We start from the raw sequence: 17,066 nt of genomic DNA, 5'->3' as shown, positions 1-17,066 counted from the left end.
CCATTCCGCTCACGCTTTGAGCGCCTTGATCATTCACGCCCATCCTTCAACCCTACTCAAACGCCGGACCGACCGGACGACCGGAAATTGCAACCACCGGAGGCGCAGGATGCGATCCTAACCATAAACCGGAGCGCGCATACCGACTATCCATCATTCCTCAACGCCGCACGCAAGTGCAACAATTCTAATCTATTGGTCTTATCAATATTATGGCAGGGCAGGCTTTGCCGCTTGCCAATGTGACACAGACGACATACAACAGAAATAAGGGTTAAAATTGTCGACGGGATAGAGTCATCCGACGGCTGCCAACCAATAACGGACCTGGCGCCATTTGTCTGATTTTTCATCCGCCGCCAAGGCATTTTTGTCCCGAAACTGAATCGTCCAGCCGGAATCTTCGGCAAAATAACAGGGCGGGAAACCGCCAAACGCTCTTTTGAGCATTCATTGGGCCTTATCACGAGGCCTTTGTCATTGTCGCTTTTGTTTTGGTATTTGATGTCGTTGCAGCAGCCTTTGTCCAATGTTGTCCGCCTTGGGGCCTTTGATGCCCTGAACGCTGACGGACTGCTGCCAGGAAAGATACCACAGACGAGAGCACCGATATCCGGCGCATCGCTCACGAGATCAGCCCCGCTTGGCACCAGGCCTGCGGCATTGCTCGCCACCGGTCGCGCCGAGGAGCAGAGCTTACATGGCAGACAAAATGCTAATCGATGCGTCTCACGAAGAAGAGACGCGCGTCGTTGTCGTTCGCGGTAACAGGATCGAAGAATTCGATTTTGAATCCCAGCATAAGAAACAGATCCGCGGCAACATCTATCTGGCCAAAGTCACACGGGTCGAGCCTTCCTTGCAGGCCGCCTTCGTCGATTACGGCGGCAATCGCCACGGCTTCCTGGCTTTTGCAGAAATCCATCCCGACTATTATCAGATCCCGCTTGCCGACCGTCAGGCCCTGCTGAAGGCCGAAGCCGAAGAGCATGGCCGTCACGACGACGGCGATTTCGAGCCGGTGCGCAGCAGAGATCCCGGCGAACGCGACCAGCCAGTAATTGCTGATCCGGCCGAATTCGCCAATGAAGCCGAAGAGGTGGCTGGTCTCGCCGTCAATCAGGCCGATGACGATCACGCCCAAACCACTGCCGAGCAACCGGCAGAGACAGCGGATGCGACGCAAGCCGACGCGGTACAGGCCGTGCCGCAAGCGGACGAGGCAGCCCCTGAGGCCGCAGCCAAGCCCAAGGCACGCCGTCCGCGCAAGCCCCGCAAGAAGGCAGGCGAGGTTGAAGCCAGCGCCGATGAAGCGTCCGCAGAACCTGTAGCCCCGGTCGCCATTGAAAGCGACGAGACACCGGACGATGGATCGAGCAATGGCAGCATGGCCGCCATGGTCGACACGGACTCCATCTCGGAAGAAACCGATAGCCGCCATCGTCATGACGATGATGACGACGATGATGATGATGACGGCGAGAAGGAAGAGATCGAATCCGTTGGCGCTGAAGACGCCATGGAGGAGGTTCCCGACCGGGTGCGCCGCACGCCGCGCAAGCAATATCGCATCCAGGAAGTCATCAAGCGCCGCCAGATCCTGCTGGTGCAGGTCGCCAAGGAAGAACGTGGCAACAAAGGTGCTGCGCTGACCACCTACCTGTCTCTGGCAGGCCGCTATTCTGTTCTGATGCCGAATACGGCGCGCGGTGGTGGCATTTCCCGCAAGATTACCAACCCCGCCGACCGCAAGCGGTTGAAGGAAGTGGCCCGCGATCTGGAAGTGCCGCTGGGCATGGGCGTTATCCTGCGCACGGCAGGCGCCAATCGCACCAAGGTCGAGGTCAAGCGCGATTTCGAATATCTTATGCGTCTCTGGGAAAATGTTCGCACCCTGACGCTGAACTCCACCGCACCTTGCCTTGTCTATGAGGAAGGCTCGCTGATCAAGCGCTCGATCCGCGACCTGTACAACAAGGATATCAGCGAGATCGTGGTATCAGGCGAAGAAGGCTATCGTGAAGCGAAAGACTTCATGAAAATGCTGATGCCGAGCCATGCCAAGGTGGTTCAGCCCTACCGCGACATTCACCCGATCTTCTCGCGCTCCGGCATCGAGGCGCAACTGGACCGGATGTTGCAGCCGCAGGTCACGCTGAAGTCCGGTGGTTATATCATCATCAACCAGACCGAAGCACTGGTGTCCATCGATGTGAACTCGGGTCGCTCGACCCGCGAATATTCCATCGAAGACACCGCCCTGCAAACCAATCTGGAAGCAGCGGAAGAAGTGGCTCGTCAGTTGCGCCTGCGCGACCTTGCCGGTCTGATCGTCATCGACTTCATCGACATGGAAGAGAAGCGCAACAATCGCTCTGTCGAGAAGAAGCTGAAGGATTGCCTGAAAAACGACCGCGCCCGTATTCAGGTCGGACGTATTTCGCATTTCGGTCTGCTGGAAATGTCGCGTCAGCGCATTCGCGCCAGCGTGTTGGAATCGACCACCCAGGTCTGCCAGCATTGCTCCGGCACGGGCCTGATCCGCTCACAATCCTCCGTTGCCCTGCATGTGCTGCGCGGCGTCGAGGAATATCTGCTGAAAAGCACCACGCACGACATTACCGTGCGTACCCTGCCCGAAACAGCGCTTTACCTGCTCAACCACAAGCGCGGCTCGATTGTCGATTATGAAAACCGCTTCGGCGTGTCGATCATCATCGACTCGGATGCCAGCGTCGGCCACCAGCATTTCGCCATCGACAAGGGTGAGCCGGTTGCCAATCCGGTCCGCATCGAGACCTTGCTGCCGCTGATCAGCGAGCCGGAAGAAGACGATCCGATCATCGAGATCGAGGAAGAGGATGACGAGGACGTCGTCGAGGCTCCTGTTCAGGCGCAGACCGCATCAAGTGGCAATGCCGCAGCAAACGCCGCCGAAGACGGTAATCGCAAGCGCAAGCGCCGCCGCCGCCGCCGTGGCAAGAATGGCAATGGCCATGCCGATGGACAGCAGAACGCTGCCGGCGGTGACGAAGGCGACGATGACAGCGAAGGCGAGGACGACGCCGAAGATACGGCAGAAGACCGCGATGATAGCGTCGAGGCCTCTGAATCTTCTGAAGACGGCAACAGCGAAAGCCAGCGCCGAAAGCGCCGCCGTCGCGGCAAACGCGGTGGACGTCGCGGTCGCGATGAAAATGGTGTGAGCGCCGATGCCGAAGGTAATGACACTGCTGAAGATGACGACTCTTCTGAAGAGTCGGCGCAGGCCGATGCCGATCAGGCTGTCGCCGTCGCTGTGGTTCCGTCCGAAGCCGTCGCCGACAGTGTTGCTGTGGCTGCCGAGGTCAGTGTCCCAGCAACAGAGGCCGTGAAAGCCGATGAGCCAGTGGCTGCCAAGCCACGCCGGGCTCGCAAGCCGAAAGCGTCAGCCAAAACCGAAGCCGCCGATAGCGTCGAAACGGTAACGGAACCTGCTGCTGTGCCTGAGGCTGTGGTTGTCGAAGCACCGGCTGCTGCCGAGCCTGTCGCCGCCTCCCCCGTCTCGGAAGAGACGTCAGTACCGGCACCTGCTCAGGACGTCTCTGCGCCAGAGCCTGCGGTCGAAGCACCTGCTTCTGAAGTTGCGAGCGAGCCAGAGGCCGTAAGTGATGCCAGTGCCGAAAAGCCGGTGCGCGCCAATCGGTCGTCCAATGTCAGCACATCCGAACCGGTCGTTACCTCGGTGACCAACGGCGACGACGCTCCGAAGCCCAAGAAGGGCGGATGGTGGCAAAAGCGCGGTTTCCTCTAGGAGGGACTTGCGTCTTAAACATTCAAAAACGGCCATGCTCCAGCGTGGCCGTTTTCGTTTAATGGTAAGCGTCCATCAGTCCTATTGTCTATGAAACGGTGTGATCAACCGAAGTCCGGCGCTGCCACCAATAACGGCCTCATGCGCTGCATGACCAGCGTCGGTCTGCCCATATAGGTCGCCTCACCCTTACGACTATAGCCGCTTTTCTCCGCAACCCGGATCGACGCCTGGTGCTGAGGATCGAAAAGGCAGACTGTTTCTGCATGGGCAAAATGACGATCGGCCCAGCCCAGCGCGGCCGCGACGGCCTCGGTTGCAATGCCCCGGCCATGGGCATCGGCAATAAGCACCCAGCCAATTTCCGGCACCTCGTCCAAGGGTGGGCTGATATCGCGCTTGTAATTGGCGAAGCCGACTTCACCGAGAAAATCGCCGCTGATCCGGTCTTCGACAACCCAATAGCCGAAGGATAGCGCCTGCCAATGGCCGATATAGCGCAGCAGCCGAGACCAGCTGTCGGATCGGCTCGATGGCTTCCCGCTGATATAGCGCACCACTCTCTCGTCCGCCCACATCCGGGCCGATGCCTCGAAATCCTCGAGGCGATGACCGCGCAATCGCAGCCTTACGGTTTCAAGAACAAGCACGCGCGACACCATTGGCTCATCCTGCATTTGACATCCCCTGCTGCTTCTTGAGTGATCCTGACAAACAGAATCAATCCTTTCACAGATTGATTCAAGCGCTTACGACCTTGAATCGAGATGAGACCTTAAGCCTTTGATCCCTATTAAAAATCAAGAAAGCCAGTTAGCAATGCGGTCGGTGGCATCGGTCAGGTCGGCCAGTGTTCCCGCATAGGAAATCCGCAAGGCCCGGTGGCCTTCCAGCGGATCGAAATCGAGGCCAGGCGTTGCCGCCACATGGGTTTGCGCCAGCAATCTGCGGGCAAATTCCATGCTGTCATTGGTGAAACGGCTGACATCAACATAGGCATAGAAAGCGCCATCCATGGGAGACAGCAGCGGCATGCCCAGCGCAGGCAGCCGAGCCTGGAGAAAATCGCGATTGGCGCGGCAACCGGCCCGGTACTCTTCCAACTCATCGCCTGCCCCCAGCGCCGCTATCGCGGCAATCTGCGATAATTCAGGCGCCGAAATATAGAGGCTCTGAGCCACGCATTCCACGCCACGAACCAATGCCGGGGGCAAGACCATCCAGCCAATGCGCCAGCCGGTCATCCGATAATATTTGGAGAAGGAATTGATGACGACAGCATTCGGCGCAAATTCCACAGCGCTCGCTTCCTCCACACCATAGGTCAAGCCGTGATAGATCTCGTCAGAGATGAAGCTGACACCATTGTCGTCGCACCACAGCGCCAGACGCTCTAACGCAGCCCGGCCGGTGACCGTGCCAGTAGGATTGGCGGGGCTTGCCAGAAGCACGCCTTTCAGCCGCACACCAGCTGCCCTCGCCGCACGCTCCAGGCTATCGGGCGTCAGGGTAAAATCAGTCTCAGGACCAACAGGCACTTCAATCACCACCAGTCCCAGCGCCTTCAGGATGTTACGATAGGCCGGATAGCCGGGCCGGGCGATGGCCACCGCGTCCCCTGCCTCAAACAGCGTCAGAAATGCCAGGTTGAAACCCGCCGACGAGCCAGTCGTCACCATGATCCGCTCCGCCGCGACCTCCGTGCCGTGACGACGGCGGTAATAATCGGAAAGCCCCTGACGCAGGTCGGCGCGGCCCAAGGCTTCGGTATAGCCGATCTGGCCCGCCCGCAAGGCGACTTCCGCCGCCTGGATCGCCCGCTCGGGCGCTGGTGCGCCAGGTTGGCCCACGGCAAGCGAAATCACCTTATGGCCAGCGGCCTTCAACCGGTTGGCCTCGGCCAGAATATCCATGGCGTGAAACGGTTCGACGGCACTGCGGGTGGAAAGCATAACCAAGATGGATCTCTTTCTATTCTATTAGGAGGCTGAAACAGAAATGCGCCTGACATTTGCCGCATTGCGCACCCTATCACAATGGTAAGAGCCATGCCGGAATGCGTTTTCCCGCTTTTCCCGGTCAGGAAATGAGCTACGGTCACACCTCCAATTCGAGGTGGATTGACCACGAAAATAACCGGATAGACTAGACCGCCAGCGCGGCGGCTGGCACAAGGCCCGAAGACCGGCAGGGCGGACATGCATGCCGCCGAAAACGCAGGCCGAAAATCATGGCCGAAGACAATGGCCAGAGACGAGGATTGATATGAAGACACGATTTTTTCGCACCGCCGTTCTGGCAACGCTCCTTGCCTCGACCGGCCTCGGCGCTCCTGCTTACGCGCTGGATGACAAGCAGAAGCAAGAAATCGGCGCCTTCATCAAGGAATATCTGATCGCCCACCCGGAAATCATGCTCGACGTGCAGGACGCCCTGCAAAAGAAACAGGAAGCGGCCCGCGCCAGCCAGGCCTCCAGCGGCATCGAACGCAACAAGGCGGAGATCTTCAATTCGAAGGATGATATCGTCCTTGGCAATCCGAAGGGTGACGTGACCATCGTCGAGTTCTTCGACTATAATTGCGGCTATTGCCGCCATGCGCTGGCGGACATGGACACCATTCTGAAGACTGACAAGAATGTGCGGTTCGTCCTGAAGGAATTCCCGATCCTTGGACCGGATTCGGTGGCCGCTCACCGGGTTGCAGACGCTTTTCGCAAGCTGGCGCCAGAAAAATACGGCGACTTCCATCACGCCCTGCTGGGCGGTGAAGGCCGCGCTACGGAAGAAAGCGCCATTGACGCCGGTGTGATGCTGGGGATTTCGGAAGCAGCTCTTCGCAAGGAAATGACTGACAGCCCCAATGCCGCATCCGTCAAAAAGGTCTATCAGCTGGCCCAGGACCTGGGCATTAACGGCACACCCGCCTATGTGATCGGCAATGAACTGGTTTCCGGTGCTATCGGTGCAGATGCTCTCCAGGAGAAGCTGACGAATGTTCGCACCTGCGGCAAATCAACCTGCTGAATCCACCAGATAGTCTCGATATCCAGCTGATTTTACAGTGAAGCCATAGGGAGAAAAGCGCAAAGGGCTTTTCCTTCAACGGATGCCGGTTTATAGGAGGCGGTCGAAAACGCGACGGAACAGCAATGAGCAGAACAATTTTCGTGCTGAACGGCCCCAATCTCAATGCGCTTGGCAAGCGGGAGCCCGGGATTTACGGTGGCAAGACATTGGCCGACATCGAAGCGGACTGCGTTCGGTTCGGTGAGCAGCTCGGCATTGCCGTGGACTGCCGCCAGAGCAATCATGAGGGCGATCTGGTCGATTGGCTGCATGAAGCGGGCGATAAAGCTGTCGGTGTCGCGCTCAATGCCGGTGCCTACACGCATACATCGATCGCACTGCATGACGCCATGCGGGCGATTACTGTTCCGGTCGTCGAAGTTCATATTTCGAATGTCCACGCGCGGGAAGAATTCCGCCACACCTCAATGATAGCGCCCGCCGCCAAGGGAGTTATTTGCGGCTTCGGACCGCATTCCTACCTCTTGGCGCTGCAAGCGCTTGATAACCTCACACGATAGAACAAGAAATTCAGGGACAACCTCCATGGCAGAGAAGAAAACCGGCATCGATCAGGCGCTTATCCGCGAGCTGGCGAATATCTTGAACGAGACCGATCTGAGCGAGATCGAAGTGGAACAGGATGCGCTGAGAATTCGCGTTTCCCGCGCCGCGCCGCAAATGGTGGCTCCACAGATGATGGCAATGCCGCAGATGCAGTATGGCGCGCCTTATGGTGCCCCAGCACCTGCCGCAGCACCTGCTCCGGTCGCGGTAGCGGCTCCTGCTGCCCGCGATCTGTCCAAGGCCGTAACGGCTCCCATGGTCGGTACGGTCTATATGTCCCCCGCCCCCGGTTCCAAGCCCTTCATCGAAGTCGGCTCGACGGTCAAGGAAGGCCAGACGCTGCTGATCATCGAAGCCATGAAGACAATGAACCAGATCCCTTCGCCTCGTTCCGGCAAGGTCGTCGAAATCCTCATCGACGATGCAAGCCCGGTCGAATATGGCGAAGCCATGGTCATCATCGAGTAAGCCGATGCCAGTCATCTCAAAAATACTCATCGCCAATCGCGGCGAAATCGCCCTTCGCGTGCTGCGCGCCTGCAAGGAGCTTGGCATTGCCTCCGTTGCCGTGCATTCCACCGCGGATGCCGACGCCATGCATGTGCGCCTCGCCGACGAAAGCGTCTGCATCGGCCCGCCGCCCTCGCGTGACAGCTATCTGAACATCCACCAGATCGTTGCCGCCTGCGAAATCACCGGGGCGGACGCCGTCCATCCCGGCTATGGCTTCCTCTCGGAGAATTCCAAATTCGCCGATATTCTTGATGCCCATGGCATTACCTTCATCGGACCGACCGCCGATCATATCCGGCTGATGGGCGACAAGATTACCGCCAAGGAAACCGCAAAATCCCTCGGCATTCCCGTGGTTCCCGGTTCCGCTGGCGAAGTAAAGCCGGAAACTGCGCTGGAAATCGCCCGCGAAATCGGCTTTCCAGTGCTGATCAAGGCAACGGCTGGCGGCGGCGGACGCGGCATGAAAGTCGCAAACACCGAAGCAGAGCTGGAAGAAGCCGTTTCCACGGCCCGTTCTGAAGCCGCAGCTGCTTTTGGTAACGACGCCGTTTATATGGAAAAATATCTCGGTACGCCTCGGCATATCGAAATCCAGGTATTCGGCGACGGTGAAGGCAATGCCATTCACCTGGGCGAACGCGATTGCTCGCTTCAACGCCGCCACCAGAAGGTCTGGGAAGAGGCCAATTCCCCTGCCCTGACCCAGGAACAGCGGATGAAGATCGGCCAGATCTGCGCCGACGCCATGAAGAAGCTGAAATATCGCGGCGCTGGCACGATCGAGTTCCTCTACGAAAACGGCGAGTTCTATTTCATCGAAATGAACACCCGTCTGCAGGTGGAGCATCCGGTGACGGAAGCCATTACCGGCATCGATCTGGTCTATGAACAGATCCGCGTTGCATCGGGCGCAGGGCTTTCCGTGACGCAGGAAGAAGTGGAATTCCGTGGCCATGCCATCGAATGCCGCATCAATGCCGAAGACCCGCGTACCTTCACGCCGTCGCCTGGCACAATCACCCATTTTCACGCTCCTGGTGGACTTGGGGTGCGGGTGGATTCCGGCGCTTACGCTGGCTACAAGATCCCGCCCTACTATGATAGCTTGATCGGCAAGCTGATCGTGCATGGCCGCACCCGCGAAGAATGCATGATGCGTCTGCGCCGGGTTCTCGATGAATTCGTCATTGACGGGATCAAGACGACCCTGCCATTGTTCCAGGATCTGATCAACAATCCGGATATTGCCAAGGGCGATTACGACATCCATTGGCTGGAGCATTATCTGGCCAAGACGTCCACGAAATAAGGACTTAGAATGGGTCGGCGCAGTAAGGATAGAAGCATCACACCCGACATCCTGCTGCGCGCCTATTCCATCGGCCTGTTTCCCATGGCCGAATCCAGCGACGACCCGGAGCTGTTCTGGGTCGAGCCGGACCTGCGGGGCATTATTCCCCTCGACAGTTTTCACTATTCCAAAAGCCTGGCCAAGATTATCCGGCAAAAGCCGTTTGATATCCGCTTCGATACGGCTTTTGCGGCGGTTCTGGACAAATGCGCCGAGCCTGCGCCGGACCGGCCCAGCACATGGATCAACCAGACAATCCGCGACCTCTACACAGCCCTGTTTCACATGGGCCACGCCCATAGCGTCGAAGCCTTTGAGGGCGATGAACTGGTCGGCGGCCTTTACGGCGTGTCTCTGGGGGCGGCCTTCTTCGGCGAAAGCATGTTTTCCCGCCGTTCCAATGCATCGAAAATCTGTCTTGTGCATCTGGTCGACAGGCTGCGGTCACAGGGCTTCGTGCTGCTCGATACCCAGTTCACCACCGAGCATCTGAAAACCTTCGGAGCGATAGATGTGGCAAAAGACGAGTACAGCAAAATGCTGGACGAGGCCGTAACCATGGCCAATGTGCCATTTCTACTGCCGGAAGAAATCAGCCCAGAATAGCCGGTTTTCGACATTCCGATTTTTGGCTTATTTTACCGGCTTCGGCACGTCGGAGGTCTGCTTGCAATCCTTCAACCAGACATCGTAGATCGGGTGCTCAATGGCATTCAGTGCCGGGCTATCGGCAAACATCCAGCCTGAAAAAATCTGGCGGATGCGGCGATCCAGGGTAATTTCCTCGACCTGCACGAAGGCATCGACATGCTGGGCCTCCGTTTCATCGCGGGAATAACAGGCCTTGGGCGTCACCTGCAAGGCACCGAACTGGACTGTCTCATTGATATAGACGTCGAATTCGGTAATCCGCCCGGTGATCTTGTCCAATCCTGAAAAAACAGCAACGGCGTTGGAAATGCGGGCGGCATCGGCTGGAACAGTGGCCGTTATCGAGAACGCTACGGTGAGGCTGGTTGCTGCCAGAACCGCTCTCAACACCCTTTTCGTCTGTTTCACAGATCGTATTCCTGTCGTTTCCGGCCGTCGTCGCTCAGATGGGCCAATTTTCAAATGCGCCAGCAATTGGACCGGTGATCCGAATTGCAGACACGTCCGCCCTACGCGCAAAACAAATGTCAGCAGGAACGCGCTGACAAACCCATGTACCGGAAATTTGTGGCCAAAACCGGAAGAGCGCACAACGCGTAACCCGTCATGCGCTCACAAAGTCTCTGTTAATTGCCGGGTGTCCAGGCGTCGTAGTCACCGGTGACGCGCGGACGAGCACCGGTCGCGGCAATAGAGCCCTGCGGACGATAGGCTTTGGCGGTGCCGGTCAGGTTTGCCTCATGCGGCTTTTCCCATTCCCGTGGCACGTAATTGTCCTTGGTAGGCGGAACGTCGGTGCGGTGATGCATCCAGCCATGCCAGCCAGGCGGAATGGCAGAGGCATCGGCATAACCGTTGTAAATCACCCAGCGGCGTTGCAGGCCGAAGCTGCTCATGCCGCCTTCATAGTAGACATTACCTGCCTCGTCTTCGCCAACGCGCTTGCCTTCACGCCAGGTGAAGAAACGGGTTCCGACGGTCTGGCCACTCCACCAGGTGAAAATCTGCAACAAAAGCTGCTTCATGTCTTTTCCTCGGCTCCGCCACGGTCCGGCGGCTTTCAATGATGATTTGCTTATGACGCCTTGACGAGCGCTTGTCCAGAGATTCGGGTCAAAGCCCTGTTCATTTCAGCTTGAACTTGAAGCCGAAATGGCTCTTGCTAAAGCCCAACCGCTCGTAAAATCGATGCGCGTCGAGCCTCACTGCGTTCGAAGACAACTGCACTAGGCGCAGACCTTCAGCCCTTGCTCGATCCAGGCAAAACTCGATCATCTGCGCACCAATCCCCTGCCCCCGGCAGTCGGCCCGTGTCTGAACGGCCTCCACGATCATCGAAGAGGAACCACGACCGGTGAGGGTCGTGGTGACCATGGTTTGGAAGGTGCCAACCACAACGCCATCTCGTTCCGCCACATATAGGATCTCATTGCTCGACGCGGCGATGCGCCAAAAGGCAGCAAGATAGTCCGGCAGGGCATCGGGGTCAGTGGTATCGCCATGACCACCAAGATCGTCAGCGGCAAATAGCGCTACAATGGCGACAATATCATTTTCTTGCGCCGGACGAATAATCAAGGGGAGCATGATGATCCTGAACGTTTCGGGCTGACAGGTATAAACGACCTAGAACGGCCCAGATAAGACATTGACCAATGGTTTTTCCATGACCAAGCCTTCGATGCCGCTGCCCGCTGCCCCGCAATTTTGGGTGCGATCAACCTCCACGAAGCCGTGAGTGGTGTAAAAAGTCACGGCACCAGTATTTTTGGGCTCCACGTCCAGCCGCAGGATCTCGGCGTCCGGAAAGCAGGTTTCCAGTTCGGCCAGAATATCAGTGCCAATGCCCTGGCGGTGAAAACTCGGGTGGACATAAAGCTGATGCAGAATGGCGGTCTTGACCATATTATCCGCCATGGCAGCAAACCCCATGCCGCCGAGGCGCTTGCCATCGTCAGCCACCAGAAATTCGCCGCCCTTTTTCGCCAGCCTGGCTTTCAGCGCGGCAGCCGAATGCCAGGTATCGATGATCTTCTGCACCTTGGCCACGCCATAGAGACTGTCATAGGTGGCATGCCAGGTTTCCCCCAGCAGCACCCGCACCTTTTCCAGATCCCGGTCATTGGCGGTGCGGATGAAGAACATCGGACTTTACTCCTCCAGGCCCAGCTTGGCCTTGACCAGCGCCTGCACCGCCTGCGGATTGGCCTTGCCACCGGTCGCCTTCATCACCTGACCGACAAACCAGCCGGCCAGGGTCGGCTTGGCCAGCACCTTGGCGACCTGATCGGGATTGGCGGCGATAATCTCGTCCACAGCCTTTTCGATGGCGCCGGTGTCGGTCACCTGTTTCATGCCCCGGCTTTCAACGATATCGGCGGGATCACCGCCCTCGTTGAAGACGATTTCAAACAAGTCCTTGGCGATCTTGCCGGAAATGGTCTCCGCCTTGATCAGATCGATGATACCACCGAGTTGGGCGGGTGAAACCGGAGTCTCTTCAATGCCTTTGCCGGCTTTGTTCAAGGCACCCAGCAAGTCGTTGATCACCCAGTTGGCGGCAATCTTGCCATCGCGACCGGCGGCCACGGCTTCGTAATAGTCGGCAATCGCCTTTTCAGACACCAGCACCGAAGCATCGTAGACGGAAAGGCCCAGGGAGGCGACAAAACGCGCCTTCTTGTCGTCGGGCAATTCCGGCAGATCCTTCTTCAAGGCCTGCACGAAGGCATCATCGAACTCCAGCGGCAGCAGGTCGGGATCGGGGAAATAGCGATAATCATGCGCGTCTTCCTTGGAGCGCATCGAGCGGGTCTCGCCCTTGCCCGGATCAAACAGCCGGGTTTCCTGATCAATCGAGCCGCCATCCTCCAGAATAGCGATCTGGCGACGAGCTTCATACTCGATGGCCTGACCGATGAAGCGGATGGAGTTGACGTTCTTGATTTCGCAGCGCGTGCCGAATTCGCCGCCCGGCTTGCGCACCGAGACATTGACGTCGGCGCGCATCGAGCCTTCGTCCATATTGCCGTCGCAGGTGCCGAGATAGCGCACGATGGAGCGTAGCTTGGTCATATAGGCCTTGGCTTCGTCGGAAGAGCGCATGTCCGGCTTGGACACGATTTCCATCAGCGCCACGCCGGAGCGGTTCAGATCGACATAGGACATGGTCGGATGCTGGTCATGCATCGACTTGCCGGCATCCTGCTCCAGATGCAGACGCTCGATGCCGATTTCGATATCCTCGAAATTCCCCTGACGATCAGGCCCAAGCGAAATGATGATCTTGCCTTCGCCGACAATCGGGTCCTTGAACTGCGAGATCTGATAGCCCTGCGGCAGGTCGGGATAGAAATAGTTCTTGCGGTCAAAAATCGAACGCTTGTTGATTTTTGCCTTCAGGCCGAGACCGGTGCGCACCGCCTGGCGAACGCATTCCTCGTTGATAACGGGCAACATGCCGGGCATGGCCGCATCGACCAAGGAGACGTTGTCGTTCGGTGCATTGCCGAATGTGGTTGAGGCCCCGGAAAACAGCTTGGACTGGCTCAAGACCTGGGCATGAACTTCCATGCCGATAACGATTTCCCAATCGCCGGTGGCGCCGGGAATCAGGCGTTTCGGGTCGGGGGTGCGCGTATCGACAAGGGTCATGACATGCTCTTTTCAGACCAATTCCGGAAAAACCACGAGAGATTTCGCCTGAGGAATTGCACAAACATAAAGAAGCCGGAGCGGTCGGCGATCTGGAAAAAACAGCAATGCTCCGACAGGTGATTTTCACCTTCCCGGTTAAAACAAATGCGCGCAAGGCGCAAGACGGCGCAGCGCCCTCAGCCGTCAAGGAACGGCCTGGCACCACTGAAAAAAGCGGATGACGTGGCAAAATTAGCAATTGCTCGCAAAATGCAGGGCAAAGCAGCCGTAACAGCCTTTCAAGGCGGATGACGCGCCTTGGAAAACAGGCTATGGGGGCGGCGGAGAACAGCCCTTGGAAACAGACATGACCGCCCAATTGCCCCGCTTTGCCGTTGTCGTCCCTATGAAGAATGAGGCGGATAATATCGACCTGCTGATCGGCGAGATCGAAACGGCCTGTCAGGGCGAGAATTTCGAGGCGATTTTCGTGGATGACGGATCGACGGACGCCACGCTTGCCCGGCTAAGGCAAGCAGCCAGCCTCAAGCCATGGGTGCGCGTGCTGCATCATCCAGTCTCCGGCGGTCAATCGGCAGCGATCCATTCGGGCGTCAACGCGGCGCGTGCGCCGATCATCTGCACCATGGATGGCGACGGCCAGAACCCGCCCTCGGAAATCCCCCGGCTCGTCGCTCCGCTTTTGGGCGATAACACCGCTCCCGATCTGGGCCTGGTCGCCGGGCAGCGCGCCAAGCGGCAGGACACTTTGTCGAAGAAGATCGCCTCGCGTCTGGCCAATGGCATCCGCCAGAGCATCCTGCAGGACAACACCCGCGACACCGGCTGCGGCCTGAAAGCCTTTCGGCGCGATGCATTTCTGGACCTGCCGTTTTTCAATCACATGCACCGCTACCTGCCGGCACTGTTTTCCGCCTATGGCTGGCGGGTGGCGCATGTGGATGTCGGCCACCGGCACCGCCATGCCGGAACCTCCAATTACAACAATCTTCAGCGCGCGCTGGTCGGCATTCATGACCTGATCGGCGTCAGCTGGTTGATCAAACGCCGCAAGACCGTGCGCCCGCAGGATATCGGACCGTCATCTCATGAATGATCTTCTCGCCTATTTCAAAATCCACGACACCAACGATCTGATCTGGCTGGCGCTGGGGGTGATTGCCCAATTGATGTTTTCGCTACGGTTCATCATCCAGTGGCTGGTGTCTGAAAAGCAGAAACGCTCCGTGATACCCGCCGCCTTCTGGTGGTTTTCGGTGATCGGGGGTATCATGCTGCTGGCCTATGGCATTCACCGTGGCGAGCCGATCATCATGCTTGGCCAAGGGCTTGGCATCATCGTCTATATCCGCAACCTGATGCTGCTGCATCAGGGCCGCAAGACCGATCTGCCCTCCGAATCCAAATCATAAACCGGCGGCCCCGATGCGCATCACCCTAACCACCAGCGTCTTCCTCATTCTTGCCATCACGCTCTACCGGATCGTGATGCTGCATTTCGACGGCACCGACCTGTTTGTGGATGAAGCGCAATACTGGCTGTGGTCGACCCATCTCGACTTCGGCTATTATTCCAAGCCGCCGATGATCGCTTGGGTGATCCATCTGTTCACGCTGATCGGTGGCAGTCAGGATATTTTCTGGGTCCGTGTGGCAAGCCCGCTGTTCCATATGGCAACGGCGCTGCTGCTGATCCCGGCGACGTCCAGGCTGACCGGTTCTGAAAAGGCCGGGCTGTGGACAGGACTGAGCTATGCGACCCTGCCGGGCGTGGCGCTGTCATCGGTGTTCATGTCCACCGACACGATCCTGTTTCCCTTCCTGGCGCTGACGCTGCTATGTTATTCGCATCTGATCGAGCGACGCTCGGCTGGCTATGCGGTTTTGATGGGCATCGCCATCGGCTGCGGCACCCTTTCGAAATATGCGATGCTGTATTTCGCCGCGACCGCAATCATTGCCGCCATCGCCCTGCCCAAAGCGCGCATTGCGCTGCGAGACACCGTGCTTGCCATCTTCGCGGCAATCGTGGTTATCGCTCCGAATATCTGGTGGAACAGCACCCATGGCGGCGCGACGCTGAAACACACGTCGGAAAATGCCGATTGGCACGGGCTGAACTTCAAGATCGGCAAGGCAGCAGAGTTTCTCGGCAGTCAGTTCGGCGTGGTCGGACCGGTGTTGTTTGCCGCCCTGCTGATCGTGTTTTACCGGCTGCTGCGGGGGCGTGCCTCCACGACCGAAAAACATCTGTTCATCCTGTCCTGGCCAATCATTCTCGCCATCGTTTTCCAGGCCTTGATGTCGCGTGCCTATGCCAATTGGGCAGCCACCGCTTACGCAGCAGGCACCATGCTGGCGGTCTGGTATCTTCTCCAGTCCTCGCCTCGGGCGCTGAAGATCTCGCTGGCGATCAATGGCATCATCGCCATAGCCTTTCCGTTGCTGACGGCTTTTCCTCAGCACGTCACGACACCAAAAGGCCAATCGGTGCTGGCCCGCTATCTGGGACGAACCGATCTGAGCTGGGCGATTGCCACGACGGCCGCGAGGACCGGCACAGCCACCATCGTCGCTGATAACCGCGATATTCTTGCCGATCTGTTTCACACGCTGCGCGACGAACCCTTCGCCATCAAGGCCCGGACCATCGGTGGTTTTCCGCGCAATTACTATGAGCAGGAATTTCCGCTGACCTCGGCGCTCGGCACGGAAACCGTGCTGTATGTGACCGGAGCCAATGTCACCTGCCACGGCGCGGTGGTCGATCCTGTGGCGGACCTGACGCCCAAGGATGGCTATCTCATGGGACGCAAGCTGAAAGCCTACGCGATTTCCGCCAGCTGCCTGACCAACCAGCTGACATAACCCCCTTGCGTCCTACTCAAATCCGCCGCCGGGGCCATAGGTAAAGCTGCGTTTTTCAACGAGACGCTTCGACATACCGACCGTCTCCACATCCCGGTCCAGCTTCGGATTATAGACCACCGAAAGCCAGTGGACGCTATATCCGTGGTGTTCGAAAAAACCGACGGCCTGACGGTTGCGCGCATGAGTTTCCAGATGCGCTTCCTCAAAGCCCAAGTGAAGGATATCCTCCTCGATGGAGGCGAGCAGCGTCCTGCTATAGCCGCGCCGCTGGTAATCGGGATCGATCCAGAAATCGGAGATCTTATCATCGAGATTTTCGCGCGCCGCCCAGCCAACGGGGTGGCCTGCATGTTCGACCACGGACATGGTAATCAGGTTCGAGCGGGCGAAATTGATAAATGCGCTGCGGGCAGTATCGACCATCGTCCGCGTTTCGCCGACGGGAATCATCGCCTGTTCCCAGGCGCGAAAGCCGATATCGGCCAAAATCCCTGCTTCGTCGGAATGCGCACTGCGAATCGTCGACATCGGCTCCTCACCTGGATGATCGGTTGAGTAGATCACCAGGAATGCAACAGCGCCAGTGGCGTT

Annotated in this window: 18 protein-coding genes; 9 read left to right on the top strand and 9 right to left on the bottom strand. The window is 58.1% G+C overall.

Going from position 1 to position 17,066, the window contains the following annotated elements; all coding sequences use genetic code 11:
* Positions 1-146 precede the first annotated feature (146 nt).
* A complete protein-coding gene (locus tag FS819_RS05450; RefSeq protein ID WP_156550688.1) occupies positions 147-674 on the bottom strand; it encodes a hypothetical protein in 528 nt (175 codons plus the stop codon).
* Between the two features lie 26 nt (positions 675-700).
* Between FS819_RS05450 and FS819_RS05445 the strand changes: the two genes are divergently transcribed.
* The gene (locus tag FS819_RS05445; protein WP_156550689.1) at positions 701-3,793 is read left to right on the top strand and encodes an Rne/Rng family ribonuclease; all 3,093 of its coding nucleotides are present in this window, start codon (positions 701-703) and stop codon (positions 3,791-3,793) included.
* Positions 3,794-3,897: 104 nt separating this feature from the next.
* Here FS819_RS05445 and FS819_RS05440 read toward each other — a convergent pair whose 3' ends face one another.
* Positions 3,898-4,470 (bottom strand): GNAT family N-acetyltransferase, encoded by a 573-nt coding sequence (locus FS819_RS05440; RefSeq protein WP_156550690.1) that lies wholly within the window; start codon positions 4,468-4,470, stop codon positions 3,898-3,900.
* 123 nt (positions 4,471-4,593) lie between these two features.
* Entirely contained in the window at positions 4,594-5,751 is a 1,158-nt protein-coding gene (locus FS819_RS05435) for a pyridoxal phosphate-dependent aminotransferase (RefSeq protein WP_156550691.1), read from the bottom strand.
* A 307-nt stretch (positions 5,752-6,058) separates the two neighbouring features.
* On the opposite strand from FS819_RS05435, the gene FS819_RS05430 reads away from it, so the two are divergent.
* The 5 genes from FS819_RS05430 (at position 6,059) to aat (ending at position 9,902) form a co-directional block, all read left to right on the top strand.
* A complete protein-coding gene (locus tag FS819_RS05430; RefSeq protein WP_409050102.1) occupies positions 6,059-6,820 on the top strand; it encodes a DsbA family protein in 762 nt (253 codons plus the stop codon).
* A 125-nt stretch (positions 6,821-6,945) separates the two neighbouring features.
* Complete coding sequence (gene aroQ, locus FS819_RS05425; RefSeq protein WP_156550693.1) at positions 6,946-7,383, top strand: type II 3-dehydroquinate dehydratase; 438 nt, start codon at positions 6,946-6,948, stop codon at positions 7,381-7,383.
* 25 nt (positions 7,384-7,408) lie between these two features.
* The gene (gene accB / locus FS819_RS05420) at positions 7,409-7,897 is read left to right on the top strand and encodes an acetyl-CoA carboxylase biotin carboxyl carrier protein (RefSeq protein WP_015915707.1); all 489 of its coding nucleotides are present in this window, start codon (positions 7,409-7,411) and stop codon (positions 7,895-7,897) included.
* Positions 7,898-7,901: 4 nt separating this feature from the next.
* On the top strand, positions 7,902-9,254 hold the full coding sequence (gene accC / locus FS819_RS05415) for an acetyl-CoA carboxylase biotin carboxylase subunit (RefSeq protein ID WP_015915706.1): 1,353 nt from the start codon (positions 7,902-7,904) through the stop codon (positions 9,252-9,254).
* A gap of 9 nt (positions 9,255-9,263) precedes the next feature.
* Positions 9,264-9,902 (top strand): leucyl/phenylalanyl-tRNA--protein transferase, encoded by a 639-nt coding sequence (aat, locus tag FS819_RS05410; RefSeq protein WP_156550694.1) that lies wholly within the window; start codon positions 9,264-9,266, stop codon positions 9,900-9,902.
* Positions 9,903-9,929: 27 nt separating this feature from the next.
* Here aat and FS819_RS05405 read toward each other — a convergent pair whose 3' ends face one another.
* The 5 genes from FS819_RS05405 to gatB form a co-directional block, all read right to left on the bottom strand.
* Entirely contained in the window at positions 9,930-10,322 is a 393-nt protein-coding gene (locus FS819_RS05405) for a DUF2155 domain-containing protein (RefSeq protein WP_234624901.1), read from the bottom strand.
* 251 nt (positions 10,323-10,573) lie between these two features.
* Positions 10,574-10,972: an NADH:ubiquinone oxidoreductase subunit NDUFA12 gene (locus FS819_RS05400; RefSeq protein WP_015915703.1), complete on the bottom strand. Its 399-nt coding sequence runs from the start codon at positions 10,970-10,972 to the stop codon at positions 10,574-10,576.
* A gap of 100 nt (positions 10,973-11,072) precedes the next feature.
* Entirely contained in the window at positions 11,073-11,534 is a 462-nt protein-coding gene (locus FS819_RS05395; RefSeq protein WP_156550695.1) for a GNAT family N-acetyltransferase, read from the bottom strand.
* A gap of 39 nt (positions 11,535-11,573) precedes the next feature.
* A complete protein-coding gene (locus tag FS819_RS05390; protein WP_156629835.1) occupies positions 11,574-12,092 on the bottom strand; it encodes a GNAT family N-acetyltransferase in 519 nt (172 codons plus the stop codon).
* A gap of 6 nt (positions 12,093-12,098) precedes the next feature.
* Positions 12,099-13,601, bottom strand: coding sequence for an Asp-tRNA(Asn)/Glu-tRNA(Gln) amidotransferase subunit GatB (gene gatB / locus FS819_RS05385; RefSeq protein ID WP_015915700.1), 1,503 nt, complete (start codon positions 13,599-13,601; stop codon positions 12,099-12,101).
* A gap of 349 nt (positions 13,602-13,950) precedes the next feature.
* Here gatB and FS819_RS05380 point away from each other — a divergent pair, with 349 nt between their 5' ends.
* Genes FS819_RS05380 through FS819_RS05370 form a run of 3 tightly spaced genes read left to right on the top strand, consistent with a single transcriptional unit; the run spans position 13,951 to position 16,472 of the window.
* Positions 13,951-14,700, top strand: a complete 750-nt coding sequence (locus FS819_RS05380; protein WP_156550697.1) for a glycosyltransferase family 2 protein — start codon at positions 13,951-13,953, stop codon at positions 14,698-14,700.
* Complete coding sequence (locus FS819_RS05375) at positions 14,693-15,016, top strand: lipid-A-disaccharide synthase N-terminal domain-containing protein (RefSeq protein ID WP_060715729.1); 324 nt, start codon at positions 14,693-14,695, stop codon at positions 15,014-15,016. The genes FS819_RS05380 and FS819_RS05375 overlap by 8 nt, the downstream gene beginning before the upstream one ends.
* 13 nt (positions 15,017-15,029) lie before the next feature.
* Positions 15,030-16,472, top strand: a complete 1,443-nt coding sequence (locus FS819_RS05370; RefSeq protein ID WP_156550698.1) for an ArnT family glycosyltransferase — start codon at positions 15,030-15,032, stop codon at positions 16,470-16,472.
* A gap of 12 nt (positions 16,473-16,484) precedes the next feature.
* Here FS819_RS05370 and FS819_RS05365 read toward each other — a convergent pair whose 3' ends face one another.
* Positions 16,485-17,003, bottom strand: a complete 519-nt coding sequence (locus FS819_RS05365; RefSeq protein WP_156550699.1) for a GNAT family N-acetyltransferase — start codon at positions 17,001-17,003, stop codon at positions 16,485-16,487.
* Positions 17,004-17,066 lie beyond the last annotated feature (63 nt).

It is taken from the genome of Allorhizobium sp. Av2 (genome assembly GCF_021462805.2).
GTDB classification, from domain to species: Bacteria; Pseudomonadota; Alphaproteobacteria; order Rhizobiales; family Rhizobiaceae; genus Allorhizobium; species Allorhizobium vitis_G.
This window is presented reverse-complemented; position numbering and strand designations above follow the sequence as displayed.